Origin of the sequence: Acinetobacter sp. WU_MDCI_Abxc222 (assembly GCF_025514755.1) — a bacterium.
Taxonomy (GTDB): Bacteria; Pseudomonadota; Gammaproteobacteria; order Pseudomonadales; family Moraxellaceae; genus Acinetobacter; species Acinetobacter geminorum.
The window spans coordinates 224,034-245,317 of the sequence record NZ_JAHPVG010000004.1 but is presented as its reverse complement, the minus strand read 5'-3'; the positions used below and the strand labels follow the sequence as shown (position 1 = coordinate 245,317).

Annotated in this window: 25 protein-coding genes and 1 riboswitch; of the genes, 18 read left to right on the top strand and 7 right to left on the bottom strand. The window is 39.6% G+C overall.

Annotation, left to right across the window (positions count from 1 at the left end; translation table 11 throughout):
• Positions 1-14 precede the first annotated feature (14 nt).
• From gspF to KTJ10_RS09085, 4 genes are all read left to right on the top strand, one after another.
• Positions 15-1,220 carry a type II secretion system inner membrane protein GspF gene (gene gspF, locus KTJ10_RS09100; protein WP_032035418.1) on the top strand — a complete coding sequence of 402 codons (1,206 nt, stop codon included), beginning with the start codon at positions 15-17 and terminating at the stop codon, positions 1,218-1,220.
• Positions 1,221-1,243: 23 nt separating this feature from the next.
• Positions 1,244-1,759, top strand: a complete 516-nt coding sequence (gene gspG / locus KTJ10_RS09095; protein ID WP_262441841.1) for a type II secretion system major pseudopilin GspG — start codon at positions 1,244-1,246, stop codon at positions 1,757-1,759.
• 266 nt (positions 1,760-2,025) lie between these two features.
• Positions 2,026-2,370 (top strand): hypothetical protein, encoded by a 345-nt coding sequence (locus KTJ10_RS09090; protein WP_262441840.1) that lies wholly within the window; start codon positions 2,026-2,028, stop codon positions 2,368-2,370.
• Between the two features lie 145 nt (positions 2,371-2,515).
• Positions 2,516-2,854, top strand: a complete 339-nt coding sequence (locus KTJ10_RS09085; protein ID WP_068565260.1) for a tRNA-binding protein — start codon at positions 2,516-2,518, stop codon at positions 2,852-2,854.
• Position 2,855: 1 nt separating this feature from the next.
• Here the strand turns inward: KTJ10_RS09085 and lnt are convergent, their stop codons facing one another.
• On the bottom strand, positions 2,856-4,415 hold the full coding sequence (lnt, locus tag KTJ10_RS09080) for an apolipoprotein N-acyltransferase (RefSeq protein WP_262441839.1): 1,560 nt from the start codon (positions 4,413-4,415) through the stop codon (positions 2,856-2,858).
• Positions 4,412-5,251 carry an HlyC/CorC family transporter gene (locus KTJ10_RS09075; RefSeq protein ID WP_002114976.1) on the bottom strand — a complete coding sequence of 280 codons (840 nt, stop codon included), beginning with the start codon at positions 5,249-5,251 and terminating at the stop codon, positions 4,412-4,414. Before KTJ10_RS09075 ends, lnt begins: the two co-directional genes overlap by 4 nt.
• 184 nt (positions 5,252-5,435) lie before the next feature.
• On the opposite strand from KTJ10_RS09075, the gene tusA reads away from it, so the two are divergent.
• Together tusA and KTJ10_RS09065 are read left to right on the top strand one after the other, a co-directional pair.
• Positions 5,436-5,693, top strand: a complete 258-nt coding sequence (gene tusA / locus KTJ10_RS09070; RefSeq protein WP_002053527.1) for a sulfurtransferase TusA — start codon at positions 5,436-5,438, stop codon at positions 5,691-5,693.
• Positions 5,694-5,825: 132 nt separating this feature from the next.
• Complete coding sequence (locus KTJ10_RS09065; protein WP_199977341.1) at positions 5,826-6,206, top strand: hypothetical protein; 381 nt, start codon at positions 5,826-5,828, stop codon at positions 6,204-6,206.
• A 43-nt stretch (positions 6,207-6,249) separates the two neighbouring features.
• Here KTJ10_RS09065 and KTJ10_RS09060 read toward each other — a convergent pair whose 3' ends face one another.
• The gene (locus KTJ10_RS09060; RefSeq protein WP_199977343.1) at positions 6,250-7,962 is read right to left on the bottom strand and encodes an electron transfer flavoprotein-ubiquinone oxidoreductase; all 1,713 of its coding nucleotides are present in this window, start codon (positions 7,960-7,962) and stop codon (positions 6,250-6,252) included.
• Positions 7,963-8,149: 187 nt separating this feature from the next.
• On the opposite strand from KTJ10_RS09060, the gene KTJ10_RS09055 reads away from it, so the two are divergent.
• The 5 genes from KTJ10_RS09055 to KTJ10_RS09035 all read left to right on the top strand — a co-directional run bounded on the left by KTJ10_RS09055 (position 8,150) and on the right by KTJ10_RS09035 (position 12,555).
• On the top strand, positions 8,150-8,761 hold the full coding sequence (locus KTJ10_RS09055; RefSeq protein WP_202733166.1) for a DUF1285 domain-containing protein: 612 nt from the start codon (positions 8,150-8,152) through the stop codon (positions 8,759-8,761).
• Between the two features lie 46 nt (positions 8,762-8,807).
• Entirely contained in the window at positions 8,808-9,674 is an 867-nt protein-coding gene (gene murI, locus KTJ10_RS09050) for a glutamate racemase (RefSeq protein ID WP_086264321.1), read from the top strand.
• Between the two features lie 118 nt (positions 9,675-9,792).
• Positions 9,793-10,797 (top strand): DUF4062 domain-containing protein, encoded by a 1,005-nt coding sequence (locus KTJ10_RS09045; protein WP_262441838.1) that lies wholly within the window; start codon positions 9,793-9,795, stop codon positions 10,795-10,797.
• A 73-nt stretch (positions 10,798-10,870) separates the two neighbouring features.
• Entirely contained in the window at positions 10,871-11,887 is a 1,017-nt protein-coding gene (gene hemH, locus KTJ10_RS09040; protein WP_032035412.1) for a ferrochelatase, read from the top strand.
• Between the two features lie 23 nt (positions 11,888-11,910).
• On the top strand, positions 11,911-12,555 hold the full coding sequence (locus tag KTJ10_RS09035) for an MBL fold metallo-hydrolase (RefSeq protein ID WP_017385667.1): 645 nt from the start codon (positions 11,911-11,913) through the stop codon (positions 12,553-12,555).
• Here the strand turns inward: KTJ10_RS09035 and KTJ10_RS09030 are convergent.
• Positions 12,552-12,746, bottom strand: a complete 195-nt coding sequence (locus tag KTJ10_RS09030; RefSeq protein WP_002114956.1) for a DNA gyrase inhibitor YacG — start codon at positions 12,744-12,746, stop codon at positions 12,552-12,554. The two genes, KTJ10_RS09035 and KTJ10_RS09030, sit on opposite strands and share 4 nt — an antisense overlap.
• Before the next feature lie 87 nt (positions 12,747-12,833).
• Between KTJ10_RS09030 and KTJ10_RS09025 the strand changes: the two genes are divergently transcribed.
• The 5 genes from KTJ10_RS09025 to KTJ10_RS09005 all read left to right on the top strand — a co-directional run bounded on the left by KTJ10_RS09025 (position 12,834) and on the right by KTJ10_RS09005 (position 16,068).
• Positions 12,834-13,472, top strand: a complete 639-nt coding sequence (locus KTJ10_RS09025; protein WP_262441837.1) for a tRNA (guanine-N(7)-)-methyltransferase — start codon at positions 12,834-12,836, stop codon at positions 13,470-13,472.
• Complete coding sequence (locus KTJ10_RS09020) at positions 13,462-14,667, top strand: TIGR03862 family flavoprotein (RefSeq protein ID WP_262441836.1); 1,206 nt, start codon at positions 13,462-13,464, stop codon at positions 14,665-14,667. The genes KTJ10_RS09025 and KTJ10_RS09020 overlap by 11 nt, the downstream gene beginning before the upstream one ends.
• A 78-nt stretch (positions 14,668-14,745) precedes the next feature.
• Positions 14,746-15,156, top strand: a complete 411-nt coding sequence (locus KTJ10_RS09015; RefSeq protein ID WP_199992542.1) for a GFA family protein — start codon at positions 14,746-14,748, stop codon at positions 15,154-15,156.
• A 45-nt stretch (positions 15,157-15,201) separates the two neighbouring features.
• A riboswitch (Fluoride riboswitch) is annotated at positions 15,202-15,268 on the top strand.
• Positions 15,269-15,392: 124 nt separating this feature from the next.
• Positions 15,393-15,773 carry a fluoride efflux transporter CrcB gene (crcB, locus tag KTJ10_RS09010; protein WP_262441835.1) on the top strand — a complete coding sequence of 127 codons (381 nt, stop codon included), beginning with the start codon at positions 15,393-15,395 and terminating at the stop codon, positions 15,771-15,773.
• 166 nt (positions 15,774-15,939) lie between these two features.
• Positions 15,940-16,068: a hypothetical protein gene (locus KTJ10_RS09005; RefSeq protein WP_262441834.1), complete on the top strand. Its 129-nt coding sequence runs from the start codon at positions 15,940-15,942 to the stop codon at positions 16,066-16,068.
• 165 nt (positions 16,069-16,233) lie between these two features.
• On the opposite strand, the gene KTJ10_RS09000 is transcribed toward KTJ10_RS09005, so the two are convergent.
• From KTJ10_RS09000 to KTJ10_RS08990, 3 genes are all read right to left on the bottom strand, one after another.
• Positions 16,234-16,566 (bottom strand): HopJ type III effector protein, encoded by a 333-nt coding sequence (locus KTJ10_RS09000; RefSeq protein WP_002114866.1) that lies wholly within the window; start codon positions 16,564-16,566, stop codon positions 16,234-16,236.
• Between the two features lie 250 nt (positions 16,567-16,816).
• A complete protein-coding gene (locus KTJ10_RS08995; RefSeq protein WP_002114896.1) occupies positions 16,817-17,071 on the bottom strand; it encodes a type B 50S ribosomal protein L31 in 255 nt (84 codons plus the stop codon).
• Between the two features lie 101 nt (positions 17,072-17,172).
• Positions 17,173-18,471 (bottom strand): ABC1 kinase family protein, encoded by a 1,299-nt coding sequence (locus KTJ10_RS08990; RefSeq protein WP_262441833.1) that lies wholly within the window; start codon positions 18,469-18,471, stop codon positions 17,173-17,175.
• Between the two features lie 256 nt (positions 18,472-18,727).
• On the opposite strand from KTJ10_RS08990, the gene KTJ10_RS08985 reads away from it, so the two are divergent.
• Both KTJ10_RS08985 and KTJ10_RS08980 read left to right on the top strand, forming a co-directional pair.
• Positions 18,728-19,975, top strand: a complete 1,248-nt coding sequence (locus KTJ10_RS08985; protein ID WP_262441832.1) for an SfnB family sulfur acquisition oxidoreductase — start codon at positions 18,728-18,730, stop codon at positions 19,973-19,975.
• 32 nt (positions 19,976-20,007) lie between these two features.
• Positions 20,008-21,258, top strand: coding sequence for an acyl-CoA dehydrogenase family protein (locus KTJ10_RS08980; protein WP_262441831.1), 1,251 nt, complete (start codon positions 20,008-20,010; stop codon positions 21,256-21,258).
• Positions 21,259-21,284 lie beyond the last annotated feature (26 nt).

Here is a 21,284-nt window from a genome sequence, read left to right as displayed (position 1 = left end):
ATTAGAACATTACCATGCCTGCATATCAATTTACTGCCATTGATGCTTCAGGGAAGCAGCAAAAAGGAGTGCTTGAGGGAGACTCAGCGCGCCAGATTCGCCAACAATTACGCGATAAAGCATGGACACCAATTAGTGTTGACCCTGTTGAACAAAAAGATAAACATCAGAGTCAGGGGTTATTCCAAAAAAAGTTCAGTGCTTACGATTTGGCACTCATGACTAGACAACTTTCGGTTTTAGTTGCTGCTGCTATTCCACTTGAAGAAGCTTTGCGCGCCGTGAGCAGGCAAAGTGAAAAAACACATGTGCAAAATCTTTTATTATCTGTGCGTTCTCGAGTCTTAGAAGGGCATTCACTCGCACAAGGTATGCAGCAGTCTGGACGTTTCCCTGACCTTTATATTGCAACAGTGGCTGCCGGCGAGCGCTCTGGGCATTTAGATCTCATTTTAGATCAGCTTTCGGATTACACCGAAAACCGCTTTGCCATGCAAAAGAAAGTTCAGGGCGCAATGATTTATCCAATCATTTTAATGCTGATGTCGTTTGGTATTGTGATGGGTTTAATGACTTATGTTGTGCCAGAGATTGTAAAAACTTTTGATCAAAATAAAGATGCTTTACCGTGGATTACAGTCGCTTTAATGAAAGCCAGTGATTTTATTCGCCACGCGTGGGTGTTTATTATTCTTTTTGCAGTGGTGGGTGTTGTTGCATTCGTACGGTTTTTAAAAACCACTGCTGGACATTATGCTTTTGATCGATTAACACTCAAATTGCCATTATTCGGTAAACTATCACGTGGTATTAATGCTGCACGATTTGCTAGTACCTTATCTATTTTGACCCGTTCAGGTGTGCCTTTGGTGGATGCCTTAAAAATTGGTGCAGCAGTGACCAACAACTGGGTTATCCGCGACTCAATTGCTCATGCGGCTGAGCGAGTGACAGAGGGGGGTAACTTAGGTACGCAACTGGAGCGCAGTGGTTATTTCCCACCAATGATGGTACAAATGATTCGAAGTGGAGAGGCATCAGGCGAGCTCGACAGGATGTTAGAACGAGCATCGACTATGCAAGACCGTGAGGTGACGACATTTATTTCAACCTTACTGGCATTACTTGAACCGCTTATGCTGGTTTTAATGGCAAGCATTGTACTGGTTATTGTAATTGCGGTTATGCTGCCAATCGTAAATATGAACAATATGATTTAATAACTTTGATATTAGAGATAATGATGAAGATGGTCATGAAACAAAAAGAGCACGTTAAGGATGCTCAAAAAACCTCAAGCGTAGCTTTCGGACTTGCGGCACGTTCGAGCGGTGTCCGAATGAAACGTGCCTCAGGCTTTACTCTCATTGAAGTCATGGTCGTGATTGTAATTTTAGGTGTGTTAGCAGCTTTAATCGTACCAAATGTCATGGGGCGTAGTGAAAAAGCCAAAATTGATACGACTCAAATTGCATTAAAGGGTGTGGCGGGTGCTTTAGATCAGTACAAGCTTGATAATGGGCATTTCCCAACCATGCAAGAAGGTGGGCTAGATGCTTTGGTTAACCAGCCAGCTACGGCGAAAAACTGGATGCCGGGTGGCTATGTAAAAGGTGGTTATCCTAAAGATAGTTGGAAAAACGATATTCAATACGTCATTCCTGGGGCAGATGGTCGAGCTTTTGACTTGTACTCATTTGGAGCAGATGGCAAAGAAGGCGGTGAAGGTAATGATGCAGATATTTATTATCAACCTTAATTAAAATGTAATGGAGATTATCAATTCAGTTAAAAGATAAAATGATAAATACGAATTGATAATCTCTCTCAATCAGTAAAATATAATAACTAACTGAAAAATATAAACTAAAGTTAATGTGGATGTTTGAGATTTATAATAAGAATTATTCCCATATTTAATAGTTACAAGAAAGTTAAAATGTAGAGAAAAATAAGCTATATATTTAAATAAAACCTTTGCATAATAATTAAAAAGCACTTTATTCAATTAAAAGGAGAGATTAAATGAAAGCATTTCTCATATTAGATGAAATGACGCAGTTTCATTGGGTAATGCTCAAGTCTGTCCTATTGATTTTGGGTTTGTTGCCGATTGCTGAAGTTTCATTAAAGTTATGGCTGAGTACAGAGGGAAGTAGCCAAATTATGATTGGTTTCTTCGCATTAAGTATTGTGAGCGCATGGTTAATGGTGAGCTTCTTTACAGCATTAAAAGCGAGTGTCTGGAAAGCTAAACAAATATCAACTAAATATGAGCAATTTCTTTTTAAAGCTTACCGTTATGTACCTATGGTCTTTTTATCGAGTTTAGTTGCTTATTTATCTTTGCAATTATCAATCGCTTTTTAATAATATTTTAAAAACAAATTTTTAGATAAAACGTAGACTAAACATCTACGTTTTATTTTTTAACTGGACTTAAAAACAGGGTGTTTCTTCATTTGTACATATTATATGCTTCAAATCAGTAACTTAAGAACATGGGAAATATGAAATGGAACAAATCGAGTGGAATGATTTTTTAAAAGTAGAGTTTCGCGTTGGTAAAATTATTCAAGCTGAAGTTTTTGAAAAAGCGCGTAAACCTGCTTATATTTTGCATGTGGATTTTGGTGAGGAATTGGGTGTACGTAAATCAAGTGCACAGATTACAAAGCTTTATCAGCCACAAGATTTGATTGGTAAGTTAGTTGTTGCTGTAGTGAATTTTCCCAAAAAACAAATTGGTCCTATTCAGTCAGAATGTTTGGTGACAGGATTTCATAACGCAGATGGTGATGTAGCACTTTGTATCCCAGAGTTTGAAGTGCCTCTGGGTACAAAGTTATTATGATTTAGCGACGAGATTTAAAAGAAACGTCAACTTTACGTGGACGGTAAACCCAACCTAAAATCAGCAATAAGAGCGCAAATCCTAAAATTGGATAATCGCCTAAACGGTTATAAAGAGTTTGGCCTTGCATAGCAGGTAAATCCCCTCTCAAGACGAACTCTTTATCGATTGGTGCTTGTTCAGTGATATGACCATTTTGATCAATAAACGCTGTTACACCTGTGTTGGTTGCACGAATAAACCAGCGGCCATTTTCTTTCGCGCGCATCTGCACCATTTGTAAATGTTGCCAAGGCCCAGCAGTACCCGTAAACCAAGCATCATTCGATACAGTCACCAAGAAGTCGCTGTCTTCTGCATTACGTCTTGTCAGGTTTGGATAAGCCACTTCATAACAAATTGCAGCAGCAAGCGCATGCCCTTTAATTAAGAGTGGTTTCTGGTCGCTCTCACCACGTGTAAAACCGCTCATGCTCACATCATTTTGCATAGCGGGTAATACCCAAGAAAGTAACCCAGCAAGCGGGATATATTCGCCAAAAGGAACAAGACGCTGTTTTTTATAGAGACCGCTTGAATCGCTCCCCGAAGCCATAATACTGTTGTAATAAAGCGGACTGCCGACTTGATGTGATTTTGCAACATCCCAGTAAGGAATGCCGGTTACCCATGCAGTATGGTTCTTTTTAGCTTGTGCATCCATTGCATCCAAAAACGGTTCAATGTCGGTTTGGAAAAGCGGAATTGAAGACTCAGGCCATACAATGAGGTCACGGCCCCATTCAGATTGTGTCAAACCAGCATAAATTTCTAATGTTCTAACTTGGTATTCAGTCAGCCATTTTAAATCTTGTGGAATGTTACCTTGAATGAGCGAAACGCTAAGCGGCTTGGCATCTTTAGGTTTTACAAACTGTATATATGACGCTCCCCATGCACCCAAAACTAACAGAGCAGAAGGGATAACCCAGAAAATACGTTTACGCAGGACTTCGACTAAAGCACACGCTAATACAATGACGACGAAGGAAATTGCATAAATACCAAATAGCGGTGCATAATCATCGAGTAAGCGTTCAGTAAAAGCGTAACCTACAAATAACCATGGGAAACCTGTAAATACCCAAGTTTTCGCCCATTCGAAAACAATCCAAAGTGGGGCAAAAGTAAGTGGTGTTTCAGGGAAGAATCGTCGGTAAACCCATGTCTGAAATGCCGTAAATAGACCCATCACAAGGGCCATAACAGCAATCATACATACGCTTAGAAAAGCATTGGTATCGCCATATACATGGATGGAAGTATAGAGCCAGAAAGCGCCTACAAACCATAAGCCAAATCCATAGCTCCAACCAATAGCAAAGGCTTGTTTAGCTGAACGCTTGTGTAATGTTGCATAGAGTAAGGCTGGAGATAAAATTGCCAACCACCACCAATAATAAGGTGCCAGTGAAAAACTGAATACGGCACCTGAAAATAAAGCAATGAGTAAAGGGAAAATTAAAGGAAGCTGTTTTTGTTGTTGCGAAGAATCTAACAGCTTTTCAAAGTATGCTCTCATTGACGTACAGCTCGAATCAGATGAATAGTGCGGGCATCTGCTTCAACGATTGTAAATAACCAATTTCCAAGCTCAACAGTTTGACCTTGTAAATCACTTACTAGACCAATCTCTTGAAGCAATAAACCGCCGACAGTTTCTACTTCATCGTCAGAAAAATCAGCATCTAAAACAGTATTGAAATGTTCGATTGGTGTAAGTGCTTGCACCATCCATGCATTTGCTACCGTATGGTCATTGTCAGGAACAATGTACTGAGCATCTTCATCGACAGTGTCGTGCTCATCTTCAATTTCACCAACGATTTCTTCAAGAATATCTTCAAGCGTAACAAGACCTGCTGTTGAACCATATTCATCAATCACAATCGCAATGTGAGTCTGAGTATGTTTTAACATGCGTAGTACTTGATCGGAACGTGCACTTTCAGGAACAAATAACGGTTGGCGCATAAGAACTCGAATATCAACTTTGGTATTCGGTTCAGTTAGAAACGGCAACAAATCTTTTGCGAGCAAAATCCCGACAACATTGTCAGGCTGATCGGCAGAGAAGACGGGAAAGCGTGAGTGAGCAGACTCGACCAGTACATCAAGAATATCAAGTAATTGATCATCTTCTTGTAAACTGATCATTGCTGTTCGTGGCGTCATGACTTCACGAATTTTTGTAGCTGGAAGGTCAAGAACGCCTTCAAGCATAGCAACAGTATCTGGTTCTAAAAAGCGGCGTGAATTTTGGACTAATTTTAATAATTCATCACGGGTTTCTGGCGCTGTACCTAACCATTTTCGTAAGCCTCGCATTCCCCACGACGGACTTGGTTCCTCTTGCATGATCTTTCCTAAAGACTCAATGTATCAAATGAATACACAGATCATACCGAAGAAAAGATGCTTATGCATCTATAAAACAAGCTAAAAGACAAAACGTATATTGTTATGTAAAAGCCAGTTACAGTTAACAGCTCAGTAATTTGTTTATGCTAAAATGTGAAAATTCTATTTGTTCGAGTTTGTTATGTCAGAGCAACCCATTTCACCTACTGTACAACTCAATACGCGTGGTTTACGTTGTCCGGAACCTGTGATGATGTTGCATCAAGCCATCCGAAAATCTAAGTCAGGCGATGTGGTTGAAGTCTTTGCAACAGATAATTCGACCTCTTGGGATATTCCTAAATTTTGTATGCATTTAGGCCATGAGTTGTTGTTACAAGAAGAACGCTTAGATGAAAATGGTCATAAAGAATTTCATTACTTAGTGAAGAAAGGTTAATAGAATAATAAGGCTTCTAATAACGACGATTAGAAGCCATGAATAATTCAATTTTAATTTGAAATGATAATTTTTTACAAATAAGAATCGTTATATAATTTATAAAATTAAGTATATAAATGACGTATGAAAATGAATGATTATTTTGTGAAACGAAGTTTATTTATTTTTCTTTGGTTTTTCTCAATTGCTGGGTTATTACATTTAGAGATCTCTTGGTTATCTGAAACTGTCGCTATCATTATTATATCTATTCTCATCGTTTTAGGTTCTATTCTACTCGGTTATAGAAATACATCTTTTGCTCCTGAACCAAAGATAAAGATGAGTTTGATCTTACATATAAGATTTATAGGGTTCATGTTAATTCTTGATTTATTACTTGGTAAATCGGTTTGGTACTTCGATTTAGCGCGAAACTTTGGTTTTCTTGGCTTATTTTTATTAGGCACATTTATTTTTTATAAAAAGAATATTAATTTAAACGTAGCAAAAATACCGCCTTTTCAATAAGCGGATACTAATAAAAAAGCCCCGAATAATCGGGGCTTTTTTATTACATATTAGGGTAATTCGGACCACCACCGCCTTCAGGCGTTACCCATGTGATATTTTGAGATGGGTCTTTAATATCACAGGTCTTACAGTGAACACAGTTCGCTGCGTTAATCTGGAAGCGTTTAGAGCCATCATCATTTTCCATGATTTCGTAAACACCAGCTGGGCAGTAGCGCTGTGCAGGCTCATCCCATTTTGGTAAGTTCACATTCACTGGAATTGAAGGGTCAGTAAGCTTCAAGTGAGCTGGCTGGTTTTCTTCATGTACAGTGTTTGAGATAAATACTGAAGATAAACGGTCAAATGTAAGCTTGCCATCTGGTTTTGGATAGTTTGGTTTAAAGCTTGTTGCATCAACAGTTTTCAATGCAGCAAAGTCTTGCTTCAAGTCATGTAAAGTGAATGGCACTTTAAAGACATTCTGGTCGATAAAGTTAAATGCACCACCCATCCATTGACCAAATTTATGCATTGCTGGGCCAAAGTTACGAGAGTTATAAAGCTCTTCTTTTAACCAGCTGTTGTTAAATTTATCAGTGTATGAAGTCAATTCTTTAACGAATAAATCCTCGCCTTCAGTAACACGTGCAATGGCAAGATCACCGCCTTTTTCTACACCTGCAGCAATGGCTTCAAATACAGCTTCACCACATAACATGCCAGATTTCATAGCAGTGTGTGAGCCTTTGATTTTTGCAAAGTTTAAGAAACCTGCATCATCACCAATCAAGCAACCACCCGGGAAAGTCAATTTAGGCAATGAGTTGAAACCGCCTTTCACTACAGCACGAGCGCCATAAGAAATACGTTTACCACCTTCTAAATACTGTTTAATCAGTGGGTGAGTTTTCCAGCGCTGCATTTCCATAAATGGATACATGTGTGGATTTTCATAAGACAAGTCCACGATCATGCCCAAAGTCACTTGATTGTTTTCAGCGTGATATAACCACCAGCCACCTGAAGAAGCAGTTTCTGCTAAAGGCCAACCTGCACCGTGCATGACTAGGCCCGGTTTATGTTTTGTTGGGTCAATTTCCCAAAGCTCTTTAATCCCGATACCGTAGTGCTGTGGATCAGCATCTTTATCAAGGTTATATTTCGCAATTAGACGTTTACCTAGGTGACCACGGCAACCTTCAGCAAAGAGGGTGTATTTAGCGTGAAGTTCATAGCCTGGAGTAAAGTTATGCGTTGGTTCGCCATCTTTACCAATACCCATGTCGCCTGTTTGAATACCTTTTACAGTACCATCTTCATGATAAAGCACTTCAGATGCAGCAAAGCCAGGGAAGATAGAAACTTCTAACTCTTCAGCTTTTTGACCTAACCAACGAACCACATTACCTAAAGAGATCACATAGTTACCATCGTTATGCATGGTTTTAGGAACCATCCAGTGAGGTACTTCTTTAGAAGTGGTGTCTGAAAGTAAGAAGAAAGTTTTGTCTTCAGTTACAGGGACATTAAGAGGCGCGCCTTCTTCTTTCCAGTTCGGGAAAAGTTCATTGATGGCACGTGGCTCAAGCACAGCACCAGACAAGATATGCGCACCTACTTCAGAGCCTTTTTCAACTACACAAACAGAAAGATCGGGTAAGTTTTTTTCAATCGCTAATTGACGGATCTTAATCGCAGCAGATAGACCTGCAGGTCCTGCACCTACGATGACAACGTCAAACTCCATCGATTCACGTTCGATGTGTTCCATGTAGGACTCCTCAATACTTAAAGGTGGCAACCGTCATATTTAGAAAATTCGGTGCTGCCGTGAGTGTTTTAATCCATAGGCGCAAATATGCTATTGTGCCTTTTATCGTTTGGGCTAGTATAGTTTTAAACCATGATCTAGCCAATTGGCTGAGTCGTAACATTTTTTCGTCAGCAAGGCATAAACTATGGTAAATCAAAATAATTCACCATCGGATATGGGAAAAATACCGTTATCTGATGATAAAAACTTAATGAACATTGCACAATACTTAAAAGATGTACAGCAAAGTCACAAAAGGTCAATTCCACCTTTAGAGCAGTGGCATCCAAAGCATTGCGGTAAAATGGATTTGACGGTGAAATCCAATGGAGAATGGTGGCACGAAGGTCAATTAATTAAGCGCCAAGCTCTATTGGATCTGTTTACCAAAGTCCTATGGAAAGAAGAAGGCAAATTCTACCTGAAAACCCCTGTAGAACAAATTGAAATCGAAGTTGAAGATGAACCTTTATTAGTCAATCAGGTAGATCAGGTCGAAATTTCAGGTGAGCAGTTTTTACAACTGACAACGACCAATCAAGATGTAATTTTGGTTGATGCAGAACATCCAATTTTTATGCGTGAATATGCTGGGGAATTACGCCCTTATGTGCATGTCCGTTTTGGAATTAACGCGCTGATTCAACGTCAGGCTTTCTATCATTTGGTGAACTATGGAACACTGATTGAAAACGACAAAGGTGAAACTATTTTAGAGCTAAAAAGTGGTAATTTGCTCTTGCAATTAGGCACTTGAGGTTTAAGCTTTAGGGAGTGAAATTTTCTGACACTTCAGTACAGCTATGACCGCCATACAACCTTTATTTTCTGAACTAGAACCTATGCCTAAAGCATCAGCAGATGCCCCAATTGGTATTTTTGATTCAGGAATTGGAGGAATGTCAGTTGCAGCAGAAATTGCCAAATATTTGCCTAATGAACGTATTGTGTATTATGCCGATACTGCCTACGTGCCTTATGGTCCACGTTCTGATGAAGAAATTAGAGAACTGACTGCACGTGCTGTTGATTGGCTATATCGTCAAGGCTGTAAAATTGCAGTCGTAGCCTGCAATACGGCTTCCGCATTTAGCCTTGATCATTTGCGCGAGCATTATGGAGAACACTTTCCAATTGTTGGATTGGTTCCAGCATTAAAGCCTGCTGTATTACAGACACGTTCTAAAGTGGTTGCTGTATTGGCGACGCCTGCTACTTTTCGTGGCCAACTCATTAAAGATGTTGTCGAGAAGTTTGCTGTTCCAGCAGGTGTTAAAGTGATGACTTTAACCAGCCTTGAACTTGTTCCTTGTGTAGAAGCAGGTCAGCAAATGGGTGAGGCATGTTTAAAGGCATTAAAAGAAGTTTTACAGCCAGCTGCTGAGCAAGGTGCCGACTATTTAGTGCTCGGTTGCACGCATTATCCTTTCTTAAATCAAGCAATTCATCATCTTTTTGCTAACCAATTCACACTAGTTGATTCTGGATTGGCAGTTGCCCGACAAACAGCCCGTATTTTAATAAAAAATGAGTTATTATGTGACCAAATAGGTCAGAATGTTGCACGCATTGAATGCTACGTTAGTGGGAATAATGCCGAGGCACTGCAACCTGTTTTACAACATATGATTCCACACGAGTTAACTTGGACATTACATAATCTGAGTTGAGTTCTATTGTAGGCATTCACAAGAAAGCGTTTTTTATATTTATTTTTTTATTTGGGGCGGTTCATAATCTTGGCTTATTTAGGCCATATTAAGATTATGGGGCGATAAGGGTATTGTTATGCTCGATACACGCTATCAGATCTTTATTTCAACGTCAGGTCGAGATATGCAACCTGAACGTATAGTTTTCTCTCAAACTTTAGTCAGTATGGGTTTTTTTGCTTGGGGATTAGAACATCGAACCCCCCTAACAACTACACTTGCACGTCGACAGATTGATGAATGTGATTATGTCGTTTTGCTGCTAGGCAGTCAGTATGGAGAGCAGTCAATTTCTGGTGTGAGTTATTTATCTTTAGAATATGAATATGCATTAAGTCAGGCTAAACCCATTATTGTGTTCATGCATGAGCAGCCCGAAAACCGTGAAATACATTTACAAGAAACACATCCACAGTTGAAAGATAAATTTTTCGCATTTAGAAAAAAGTTATTACTTGATGTGAATCATATTTTTTACTTTAAAACTCCACGTGAACTAGAGTTGGCTGTCCGTTTAAATATGCCTTTAATGATTGAGCAACATATGGGCCAAGGTTGGGTTCCTGCTCATCAGGCTCATCACTTAGAAGATGAAATTAAGGTATTAAAAAGTAAAATTTTACAGTTAGAACAGCAATTAACAGAGTCATCAGCTCAAGTAAATGAAGTTGCTCCTCAAGATGTTTTTGCATTTGAATATCAAATTCAAGCATTTCAGGATGGCAATTTTAAAGAGCTGAAACGACAACGACAAATGACTTGGTCGCAGTTGTTAAGTATATTGGCAAAGCAGTTTGAAACAGCTACACCAGAAGAGAATTTTGGGACATGTTTAAATGAATATTTGAATCAGGCTGGCCTAGAAGATGCTCGTCAGGAGTTACCTCGTGCTCATGCTGTTGCCTGCGCTCAGATTAACCATAAGGCATTGTTTCGGATAAAAAAGCAAATGCAGTCACAGGGTTGGATTGTTCCAACTCAGACTGAACAATCCTATAGCTTATGGAAAGTCACAGCTAAAGCTCAAAAGTTATTACTTAGCTATAAATGGAGCCATCGGGGCATTCGATTAAAAGCTTAGAGCGATTCAATTTATATATGACAATAAAAGCTGTTACATTAGTGACATAAGATGAATTGAAAGGCATTTACACATGTCGTTTGAACAAAAACCGAAAGTCACAGTCATTTTAGCGAATTTAGGTACACCGGATGAGGCCACTGTTCCTGCGGTTCGCCGTTTTTTAAAGCAGTTTTTATCTGATTCACGTGTAATTGAAATACCGAAATTCATTTGGTGGATTATTTTGAATCTGTTTGTTTTACCTTTTCGCCCAAAAAGGGTAGCACATGCCTATGCTTCGGTATGGTCAAAAGATTCGCCCATGCGTGAAATTGTGTTTGAGCAAACTCAACGTATTCAGGCTTATTTACAGCGTGAAAATAATCAGTTTGATTTAACCGTGATACCGGCGATGACCTATGGTAATCCGGGCATTGATGCAGTTTTAGAAAAACTGGCAGCTAACCCGCAAGAGCATGTCATTTTATTGCCTTTATTTCCTCAATATTCAGCCACTTCTACAGCACCGTTATACGATGCGTTTGCCAAGTGGATTCCAGCCCAGCGAAACTTGCCGGGTCTAACGATTATTAAAGACTATTATCAGCATCCCATGTTTATTCAGGCATTGGCAGAAAGTGTTTTAGCTTACCAAGAGCAACATGGGAAACCTGAAAAACTGTTGATGTCTTTTCATGGTATTCCACAGCCTTATGCAGACAAAGGCGATCCTTATGCAGATCGTTGTCGCATCACAGCAAAGCTGGTGGCCGAAGCTTTACATTTAAAAGATGATGAATGGGCGATTAGCTTCCAGTCACGTTTTGGGAAACAAGAGTGGGTTAAGCCTTATACAGACCAACTTTTACAAGATTGGGCGAAGCAAGGCGTTAAGTCAGTACAGGTATTAAGCCCAGCTTTTTCTGCTGATTGCTTGGAAACACTTGAAGAGTTAGCCATACAAAATGCTGAGTTGTTTCAACAAGCGGGCGGTGGTAGCTATGCTTATATTCCTGCTTTAAATAGCGATCAAGCTCATATTGATTTGCTTGCAGGGTTAGTTCAGGCTAATCTTGATGCCCTTACTTATACCTTAGCCCACCGTTAATTGCGTTTTAGCCAGAGGTTCTTATGCTGCAAGTCAAAATTGTTCCAGTTACTGCATTTGCCCAAAATTGTTCTCTTGTTTGGGATAGTGAAACAAAAGAAGCAGTTTTGATTGATGCTGGTGGTGATGCTTCAGTTTTGAAAAAAGAAGTAGAAGCCTTGGGTTTAAAGGTAAAGGCTCTTTGGCTCACTCATGGGCATTTAGATCATGCAGGAGCAGTGGGTGAACTTGCTAAAGAATGGAGCGTTCCAGTTATTGGTCCCCATAAAGAAGATCAGTTTTGGCTAGATATGATTCAGGAAGTCTCAGCACGTTATGGTTTTCCAATTCCACAGCCTGTTAAAGTCGATCAATGGCTTGAAGGCGGTGAAGTGCTAAAACTGGGTGAAGATGAGTTTGAGGTGCGTTTTGCGCCGGGTCATACACCCGGACATGTTATTTTCTATAATAAAAATCATGGCTTGCTTTGGACTGGTGATGTCTTGTTTAAAGGTTCGATTGGAAGAACAGACTTTCCGCGTGGAAACCATGATCAGTTGATTGAATCGATTAAACGAGAGTGTTTTAGTTTGCCAGATGATACTCAGTTTATTTCTGGACATGGTCCAATGAGTACCATTGGCTATGAAAAACAATTTAACCCGTTTGTCGCGGGTAAAGCAGGTTAATCTTCATAATCATCTTCATTTTGACTACCCTTGTTATGCTGAGGCGCATCTTGGGTAGGCAGTCTATATTCATCATTTGCCCACGCACCTAAATCAATTAATTTACAGCGTTCAGAGCAAAATGGACGAAATTCGTTACCTTCCCAAACACTTGGTTCACCACAACGTGGGCAGGGGAATGTACGTGGCATAAAGCGATATCCTCAAAGTGAAGAGAAATAGATTAGGCAAAAGTCAGGTGACTTGTTAGACTTATGCCGATTTTTATTTAGTTTGATGTGATTATGCAGATTCGTCAATTTCAAGCACAACGTATGCAAGCGCCTCGCGATTTTACCCCAATTGAAAATACCCCGATTTGTGTAGAAATTGGAGCGGGCAAGGGTAAACATGCTTTGCTTTTTAGCGGGCAACAGACGCAGCACACATTGTATGCAATTGAACGAACCCGAGAAAAATTCTTGGCAATGCAAAAACAGCACGGTCTGGAACCAAGAGATAATTTAATCCCTGTACATGCAGATGCTTTACCGTGGGTGGTACATGCACTACATCCTGCTCAAGTTGAACATTTCTTTATTCTCTATCCAAACCCAGAACCCCATAATCCAGCACAGCGCTGGTTGAATATGCCATTTTTTGAGTTCTTAATCTCTCGCCTGCAAACAGGTGGAACCATTACTTTGGCAAGTAATATTCCTGAATATATTGAAGAAGCTGAACAACAATTAATTAATGTCTGGAAGCTGCCTTACCAAAAAGAAAAAATTGCTCAAACATCTGCACGTACTCACTTTGAAATTAAGTATTTAGAACGTGGAGAACTTTGCCAACAGCTTGTGATTACTAAACCTGAAGGTTACAGCACACGTTTTGATGAGTTTGCCCCATTACAAGGTCAAGAACATGGCGAATAAGCGGGTTGCCATTATTGGTGCGGGGCCGGCTGGTTTAATGGCAGCTGAGGTACTGAGCCAATATGCTTATGAGATTGATGTATACGAGCAAAAGCCTTCAGCGGCACGTAAGTTTCTGATGGCAGGTAAAACTGGGTTAAACATCTCGCACGCCGAACCTTTAGCACAATTCATTGAACGTTATGATCATGCAGAATGGCTCAAACCGTGGGTTGAAAAATGGGATGCGGGCTGGATTCAAAATTGGATGAAAAGTCTGGGAATTGAGTCTTACGTTGGTACTTCAGGGCGTATTTTCCCTGTCGAAATGAAAGCAGCACCTCTATTACGTGCTTGGCTAAAACGTTTGGCAGAACAGCAAGTTAAATTCTTTTATCGACATCGTTGTATTAATTTACAAGATACAACGGTGACTTTAGAAAGCCAAAATAATCAAAGCACTGAAACTTTTACCCAGCGATACGATGCGGTTGTATTGGCTTGTGGAGCTGTGTCGTGGTCACAATTAGGTAGTGATGGTGCATGGCAGCAATGGATGGATCAATCCAGTATTGAACCTTTTCAAGCAAGTAATGCAGGGGTGTTGCACACTTGGTCAGCTTTTATGGAAGGCTGTTTTGGTGAACCTTTAAAGCGTATCAATGCATGGGTTGAACCTAGCCAGATTACACATGGCGATATTGTGATTACTCACTATGGTTTAGAAAGTGGTGTTATTTATAAACTTGGACGTGCTTTACGAGAACAGCAAAAACAAGGGCAAAGCTTAAATTTGTTTTTAGATTTATTGCCTGATGTAGAGTTATCACAGTTAGTTAAAAAATTACAGGCTAGCAAAAAACAATCGCTCACCAATATCTGGCGTAAAGCAGGCTTAGACACAGCTAAAATTAACTTAATTAGAGAAGTGGTTGATAAAGCACTATGGAGTCAACCAGAGGCTATGGCTCAGCAAATTAAAACACTTCAAATTAAGTTAAAGGGCTTTAGACCCATTGAGGAAGCGATTAGCTGTGCTGGTGGCGTTAAGCAGAATGCACTAACTGAAAGCTTAGAGCTTAAACAAACCTCAGGTGTTTTTTGCTGTGGTGAAATGCTGGATTGGGATGCTCCTACAGGTGGATATTTACTTACAGCATGCTTTGCTACAGGGCGAGCGGCTGGTGAAGGCGTGCATTCATTCTTAGAGAAATAACAGGATAATTTGGTGCTATGTTTGATATGTGAAAAGTGTTATTTTTGAGCGATCAATAATAATAGGATTTACGAGAACATGTCTCAAGCATCACAAGTTTATCAAGGAAGTTGTTTATGTCAGGGTATTCGCTATGAGATTAGAGGCGATATCGGAGATATTATTCAATGCCATTGTCAACGCTGCAGAAAATCCAATGGAACAGCATTTGCCACGAATGCTCCTGTTAAAAGTACAGATTTTAAAATTACCCAAGGTGAAGATCTCGTCAAAAAATTTGCTGTGAACGGGGTGTATCGCTGGTTTTGTAGCGAATGTGGTTCACCTTTGATTAGTTCTCGGGATGCGCAGCCTGAATTATATCGCTTAAGAATTGGGACACTTGATACACCACTAGACCAAAAGCCAACAATGCATATTTTTGCTGCGTCTAAGGCAGAATGGGAATGTATTCAGGATGATTTACCACAATTTGCTGAACGCCCATGATTTTAAAAAGTATGTTTAAATCAAATTCAAGATGATCTAATATACTTTAAACAGGGAGATGGCATTCCTCCCTTGAAAAACCGCCGTATTGGCTAATGATGCCTACGTTACCCTCATGTATTTATATCGCTGGGTACGTAGGTTATTGCGTACTTTGCTTATTTTTGGAGTACGCTGTGTCATATTTCCCTTCATTATTTTTTGCTCTTTTAGCGTCTATCTAAAGGGGTGGTCGTATGTATTACTCTCTATTTTCAATTGCTTTAGGCTCAGTTCTAGGGGCATGGCTGCGCTGGTTTTTAGGTTTAAAACTTAACCCGATTTACCCGCAAATTCCACTCGGTACTGTCACTGTTAATTTGGTCGGTGGTTTTATTATTGGTTTTGCAATTGCCTATTTTGCTCAAAGTGATTTAAGTCCTAACTATAAGCTTTTTGTAATTACTGGTTTTTGTGGTGCTTTAACCACATTTTCAACCTTCTCGATTGAAATCATCACTTTATTACAAAGTGGTAAGTTAGGAATGGCGATGTTGGGGATCTCCATTCATTTAATTGGATCGTTAATTTTTACGTGTTTGGGGTTGGCGGCTTATCATTGGCTGGCGGGTAACTGATTATTCAGGTGTGTAAGCACCGAAATATATTGCACGGCCTCCGTTTTACGATGTTCTCTCATACCATTTGTGTAGGCATACCTTACTTTTGAAAGATCAAAAGTAAGCAAAAATCTTTTGTTTCGCTGATTCTACATCCATGTAGCACAGCAAAACTGCGGCATCCATGCTGCTTGTCACGATAGTAAATGATGAATTAAAAACTTCTGATTTATTTTGGGATTTGATACGCGTTAAAGTCATCAACAGCCTGACTGAAATCAGCTATATATTGTTTTTGCAAGATATGGGATAAGTGCAAACAGATAACAGGTTCTGTTGATGAAAATGGTTTTGCCTACTTTTCCCAAAAGAAAAGTAGGTCGAGCCGAAGGCTAATCTAGATATAGAACGTCACTGAAAAAACTCTGTTGTGACAATCTTCTAATTTAAGACATTTCTATTATTTATTTAAATCTTATTATTTTTCAGTTAAAGCCTGACCTTCAAACTTCACACCATCCCAACCATTTTGCATAAATTGACGAATATTTTGATGATCAGTTCCTTCTGGTGTAGCCAATACAGATGCGTAGTGTTCTGCAAATAAACTTAAAGTTTGTGCTTGGTCTAAACCTTGTAACTTGGCAAAAGAGAAAACTTTTGCACTGCCTTGATTTTCAGTAGCAGCGTTATGCTGTGCACCATTTTGAAAAGCCGTTGGAGTATGTTGGTAACGTGCTTCAATATGAGCTAAAACGTCTGAAAATTTTGCTGTGCCTGCTTGTAATTGGGCAAGTAACTCTTGTGCCATAATCTTAAACTTCCTATCAAATGGGGCTTAAGCATAGCATTGAATACATGCTTTGAAAGCTTGGCAATTATAAAAATTGAGGAGTTATTGAAAAAAATCAGAAGAGTTTTTAGACAACTTGTGGATAAGTTTTCTTTTATACACAGTTTAGAAAAGACCGAAAAACATACATAAAAAAAGAAGCCTAAGTGGAGGAGATAGTCTTAGGCTTCCAATGATTTAAGTGTATTGGTCAAATCTTAACGCAAGATTAACTCTTACGATTAAAGCGAGCGAAGCGTTTATTAAAGCTTGCTACACGGCCTTCGTTACTTGCTTGACGTACTTCACCTGTGTAGAAAGGGTGTGAGGCACTTGAAATATCAAGAGTTACATAAGGATAAACTTTCCCTTGATATTCTTTGGTTTGTTTAGACTGAAGAGTACTACCAATTAAGAAGTACACGTCTGCATTGGTGTCATGAAATAACACTTGTTGATAAGCAGGATGAATATCTTTACGCATGAGAGATTGTCCTAAATTATTTTTGATTAAAGAAATGTTATAACATAACGTTTATAAAGTCAATGTAACCTCTAAAAGGCTACATTGATCAGTAAATTAAGTTAGTTAGAAGGCGGTACAAGCTCTTCAAATAGATCGTTTAGATTGTCATGAACTTTTAAGTGAATTAGGTTCCAGTAATGTCCTGAAATGGTTCTGTTGACCATTAAAGTGTCTGGTGATGGTTTAAAGACATCCCAATACTTCAAAGATTTTTTCACAAGTAACATGCCATCATGATGTGATGAATTCTCTGCAAAATCATAAGTTGTGGTAAGCGGGCGTAATAATACTTCAATCCAGAGTTTATATAAATCACTCGGGAATTTGCCTTTTTCAGCCAGCGAATGTAGTTCAAATAATTCTGTTTCGATCAAATCGATATTTTCATGGCGAGCTGCATTTACTAAGCGTTTAAAGTGCTGCACGATTTCATTTGAAAGCGTTTTAACACTGCCATAGTCATAAATAATGACACTACCATCTTGGCGGAAAGCAAAGTTACCTGGATGAGGGTCACAGTGAAAACGTTTTAAAAAGAACATTTCCTGACCCAAAGCACGGATTAAACGACGGCCAATTATATTGCGAATTTCGATAGGCCAAGAACTAGCAGTTTCAATGCTATCACCTTGTTCAAGGCTTAAAGTCAAAATTCGTCTTGAAGAATAATCTTTATAAACAGTCGGGATGATAATTTTGTCATCTAATTGGCTATGAAATGTTTTGAAAACTTCAAGATTTTGAGCCTCGATTTCATAGTTAAGCTCTGCTGACAGACTATCTTGAATCTCTGCAAAAAGCTGATCTTGTAGCTTTTTATCAATTTTAAGCACACCCATTAAACGAAGTGCCAAACGTACTTGTTTTAAGTCGCTTTCACAGGCTTCATCAACACCCGGATATTGCACTTTAACAACAACTTGTTCGCCACTTGGCAGGACAGCTTTGTGAACTTGTCCAATTGAAGCAGCTGCAAAAGGTTCTTTATCAAAAGATTTAAAGGCAACATTCAGCGGCTTTCCAAGCTCACGTTCAACTTGTTGCTGAATAGCAGCAAAGGGCATAGGGGGAGCTTGGCGTTGTAACTTAGAAATTGCTTTAGCGACCTCGGGTGGGAAGATATCTTTATATTGTGATGCAATTTGGCCGACTTTCATGACGGCACCTTTCATTTCGCCTAAGGTGTCGGCAATTTGCAAACCAATATCCTGAAATAACTTGGTTTTTGAAGCCAGCTTTTGTTCTTCGTCTGCGGTCAAGTTTCGAATCGAGTTAGAAACGGTTTTCGTTGCAATGCTCGCGGTCATTCCTGCAAGTTTCATAAATCGTTTGCCGGGTGAACTTGCATTCTTTGCCATATCTTCGATACCTCATTGACTACAACATAATATTGCCTAGGTTTGATCATAGGTGACAAAGCTTAAAAAGCCTATATGAAATTGTTTATCTCCTGTAAGAAAATTTTCGAAAAACAAAATGTTATTTTTATAGTAAAAAATATGAAAAGCTTGTGAAAATCCATTTCATAAACAAAGCTTTAATATCTATAAAGTGCCTGTTTTTTTGGTGGTAATGTGAATGGCAGGTTAAATAAAAATAGAGATAACAAAAGTTATGACAAGTTTAAGTTCGGCCCATGGGCGGTCTCAGGCGGTTCCTTTATCTGTGTTTGAGCAGTCAAAAGATGCGCATATTATTCGTTCTGATGAAGAAGCAATTGAGCTTGCCAAACAACTTGCGCAAGAGTTCGCACACGAAGCATCTGATCGAGACAGAGAGCGCCGTTTACCCCTAAATGAAATTCAACAGTTCTCACAAAGCGGTTTATGGGCCATTACGGTTCCTAAGCAATTTGGTGGCGCACAAGTCAAATATCGAACCTTGGCTGAGGTCATCAAAACAATTGCGAGTGTTGATCCATCTCTTGCACAGCTTCCTCAAAATCACTTAGCTTTTATTGAGCATTTAAGATTAGATGCGAAACCTGAACAACAACAGTTCTTCTTTAACTTAGTGTTGAGGGGGATTCGTTTTGGCAATGCCTTTTCAGAAAAGCATAGCAAAACGGTGGCTGACCTCACTACCACATTACGAAAGACCGAGCACGGTTATGAAATTAATGGCAAGAAGTTTTTTGCAACTGGTGCATTGCTTGCGCATTGGATTCCAATTGTCGCTGTAAATGAACAGGGACAGCCTTACGCAGCGCTAGTTCCTCGGGAAACTTCAGGAGTTAATATTATTAATGATTGGTCTGGTTTTGGGCAACGAACCACGGCCAGTGGCACCGTTGAACTTAATCAAGTTCCAGTACGTGAAGAATATCTAATTCCGATTTATCAGGCTTTTGAACGTCCTACACCAGCAGGTGCAATTTCACAATTTATTCAAGCTGCTGTTGATGCTGGTATTGCACGTGGCGCAATTGAAGAAACAATCCACTATGTCAAAAATCATAGCCGTGCATGGGTCGATTCAGGTTTAGAAAAAGCGAGTGATGATCCCTATACGATTGCAAACATTGGTGATTTAAAAATAAAACTGCGTGCGGCAGAAGCGGTATTAGATTTAGCAGGAGATGCGATCGATCAAGCAATTGCCGATACGACCGAAGAGCATGTAAACCAAGCCACATTACTGGTTGCTGAAGCAAAAGTACTCACTACAGAAGTTGCGATTTTAGCAGCGAATAAACTTTTTGAGTTGTCTGGAACACGGTCAACCTTGTCTGAGCTTAATCTGGACCGTCATTGGCGTAATGCTCGCACTCACACCTTGCATGATCCAGTGCGTTGGAAATATCACATTGTCGGTAATTACTACCTCAATGGCATCCATCCACCTCGTCATGCATGGAGCTAAAGTGAATAAAAAATAAGATTAGGAGAATAAAGATGACAATTACCCAAATTGAATTAGAAGAGCTATCGGTAGGCGCCGATTATGAAAAGGTAGCAAGTAGATTTCGCCCAGTTTTTGAAAAAATTGCCCAAGGTGCAATTCAGCGAGAAAAAGAACGAATTTTGCCTTTTGAACCGATTCAGTGGTTAAAAGAACTCAAATTAGGTGCGGTACGTGTACCTGTTAAATATGGTGGAGATGGGGTGTCATTGCCACAACTTTTCCAGCTTTTAGCAGAACTGGCGCAAGCGGACTCGAATATTGTGCAAGCGTTGCGTGGGCACTTTGCTTTTGTTGAAGACCGTTTAGTTGCGCATAAAGAGCATTCGCAGGAGGTTTGGTTTCAGCGTTTTGTACAGGGTGATTTAGTTGGTAATGCATGGACCGAAGTTGGAAATGTGCAAATCGGTGATGTCGTTACACGAGTAACCAAAGATGCTTCGGGTAACTTGGTAGTGAATGGTGAAAAATACTATTCAACAGGAAGTATCTTTGCTGACTGGATCGATTTATTTGCTTACGATGAAGTAAATGACCGCCACGTGATTGCTGCTATTTATCGCCATGAAACAGGTGTGAGTGTGATTGATGATTGGGATGGCTTTGGTCAAAAGACGACGGGTAGCGGTACTTTAAAAGTACATCAAGTGCATTTGCCGGCTTCGCATCTTATTCCATTTGACCAACGTTTTAAATATCAAACTGCTTTCTATCAAGTAGTACACCTTGCAACCCTAACAGGGATTGCGCATGCCGCGGTCGAAACTTTTAGTCAGGAGATTCGTGAGAGAAAACGTATTTTTAGTCATGGTAATGGAGACCTTGTTCGTCACGATCCACAAGTTTTACAGGTGGTGGGTAAAGCCTCTGCTCAAGCTTATGGAAGTCTAGCAATTACGATTAAAACAGCTGAAGCATTACAAAAGGCTTATGAAAGCCACTTTGGTGAGTTAGAGGTGAAAGAACATCAGTTTAACGTAGATGCAGAGCTTGAGTCGGCACAAGGACAGGTGGTGATTTCTAATTTAGTACTCGATTTAACCAGCCAATTATTTAATGCTTTAGGTGCATCGGCAAGTAGTCAGGTCAAACAACTCGACCGTTTCTGGCGTAACGCACGCACGGTATCTTCGCATAATCCACTTATCTATAAAGAAAAGGTGATTGGAGATTGGGAAGTAAACCGTACCGATTTACCTTTTGTCTGGCAAATTGGGGCAAGCCCGCGAGCCAAGTCTGCATAAAATAAAAAAGCCGATGTTTCATCGGC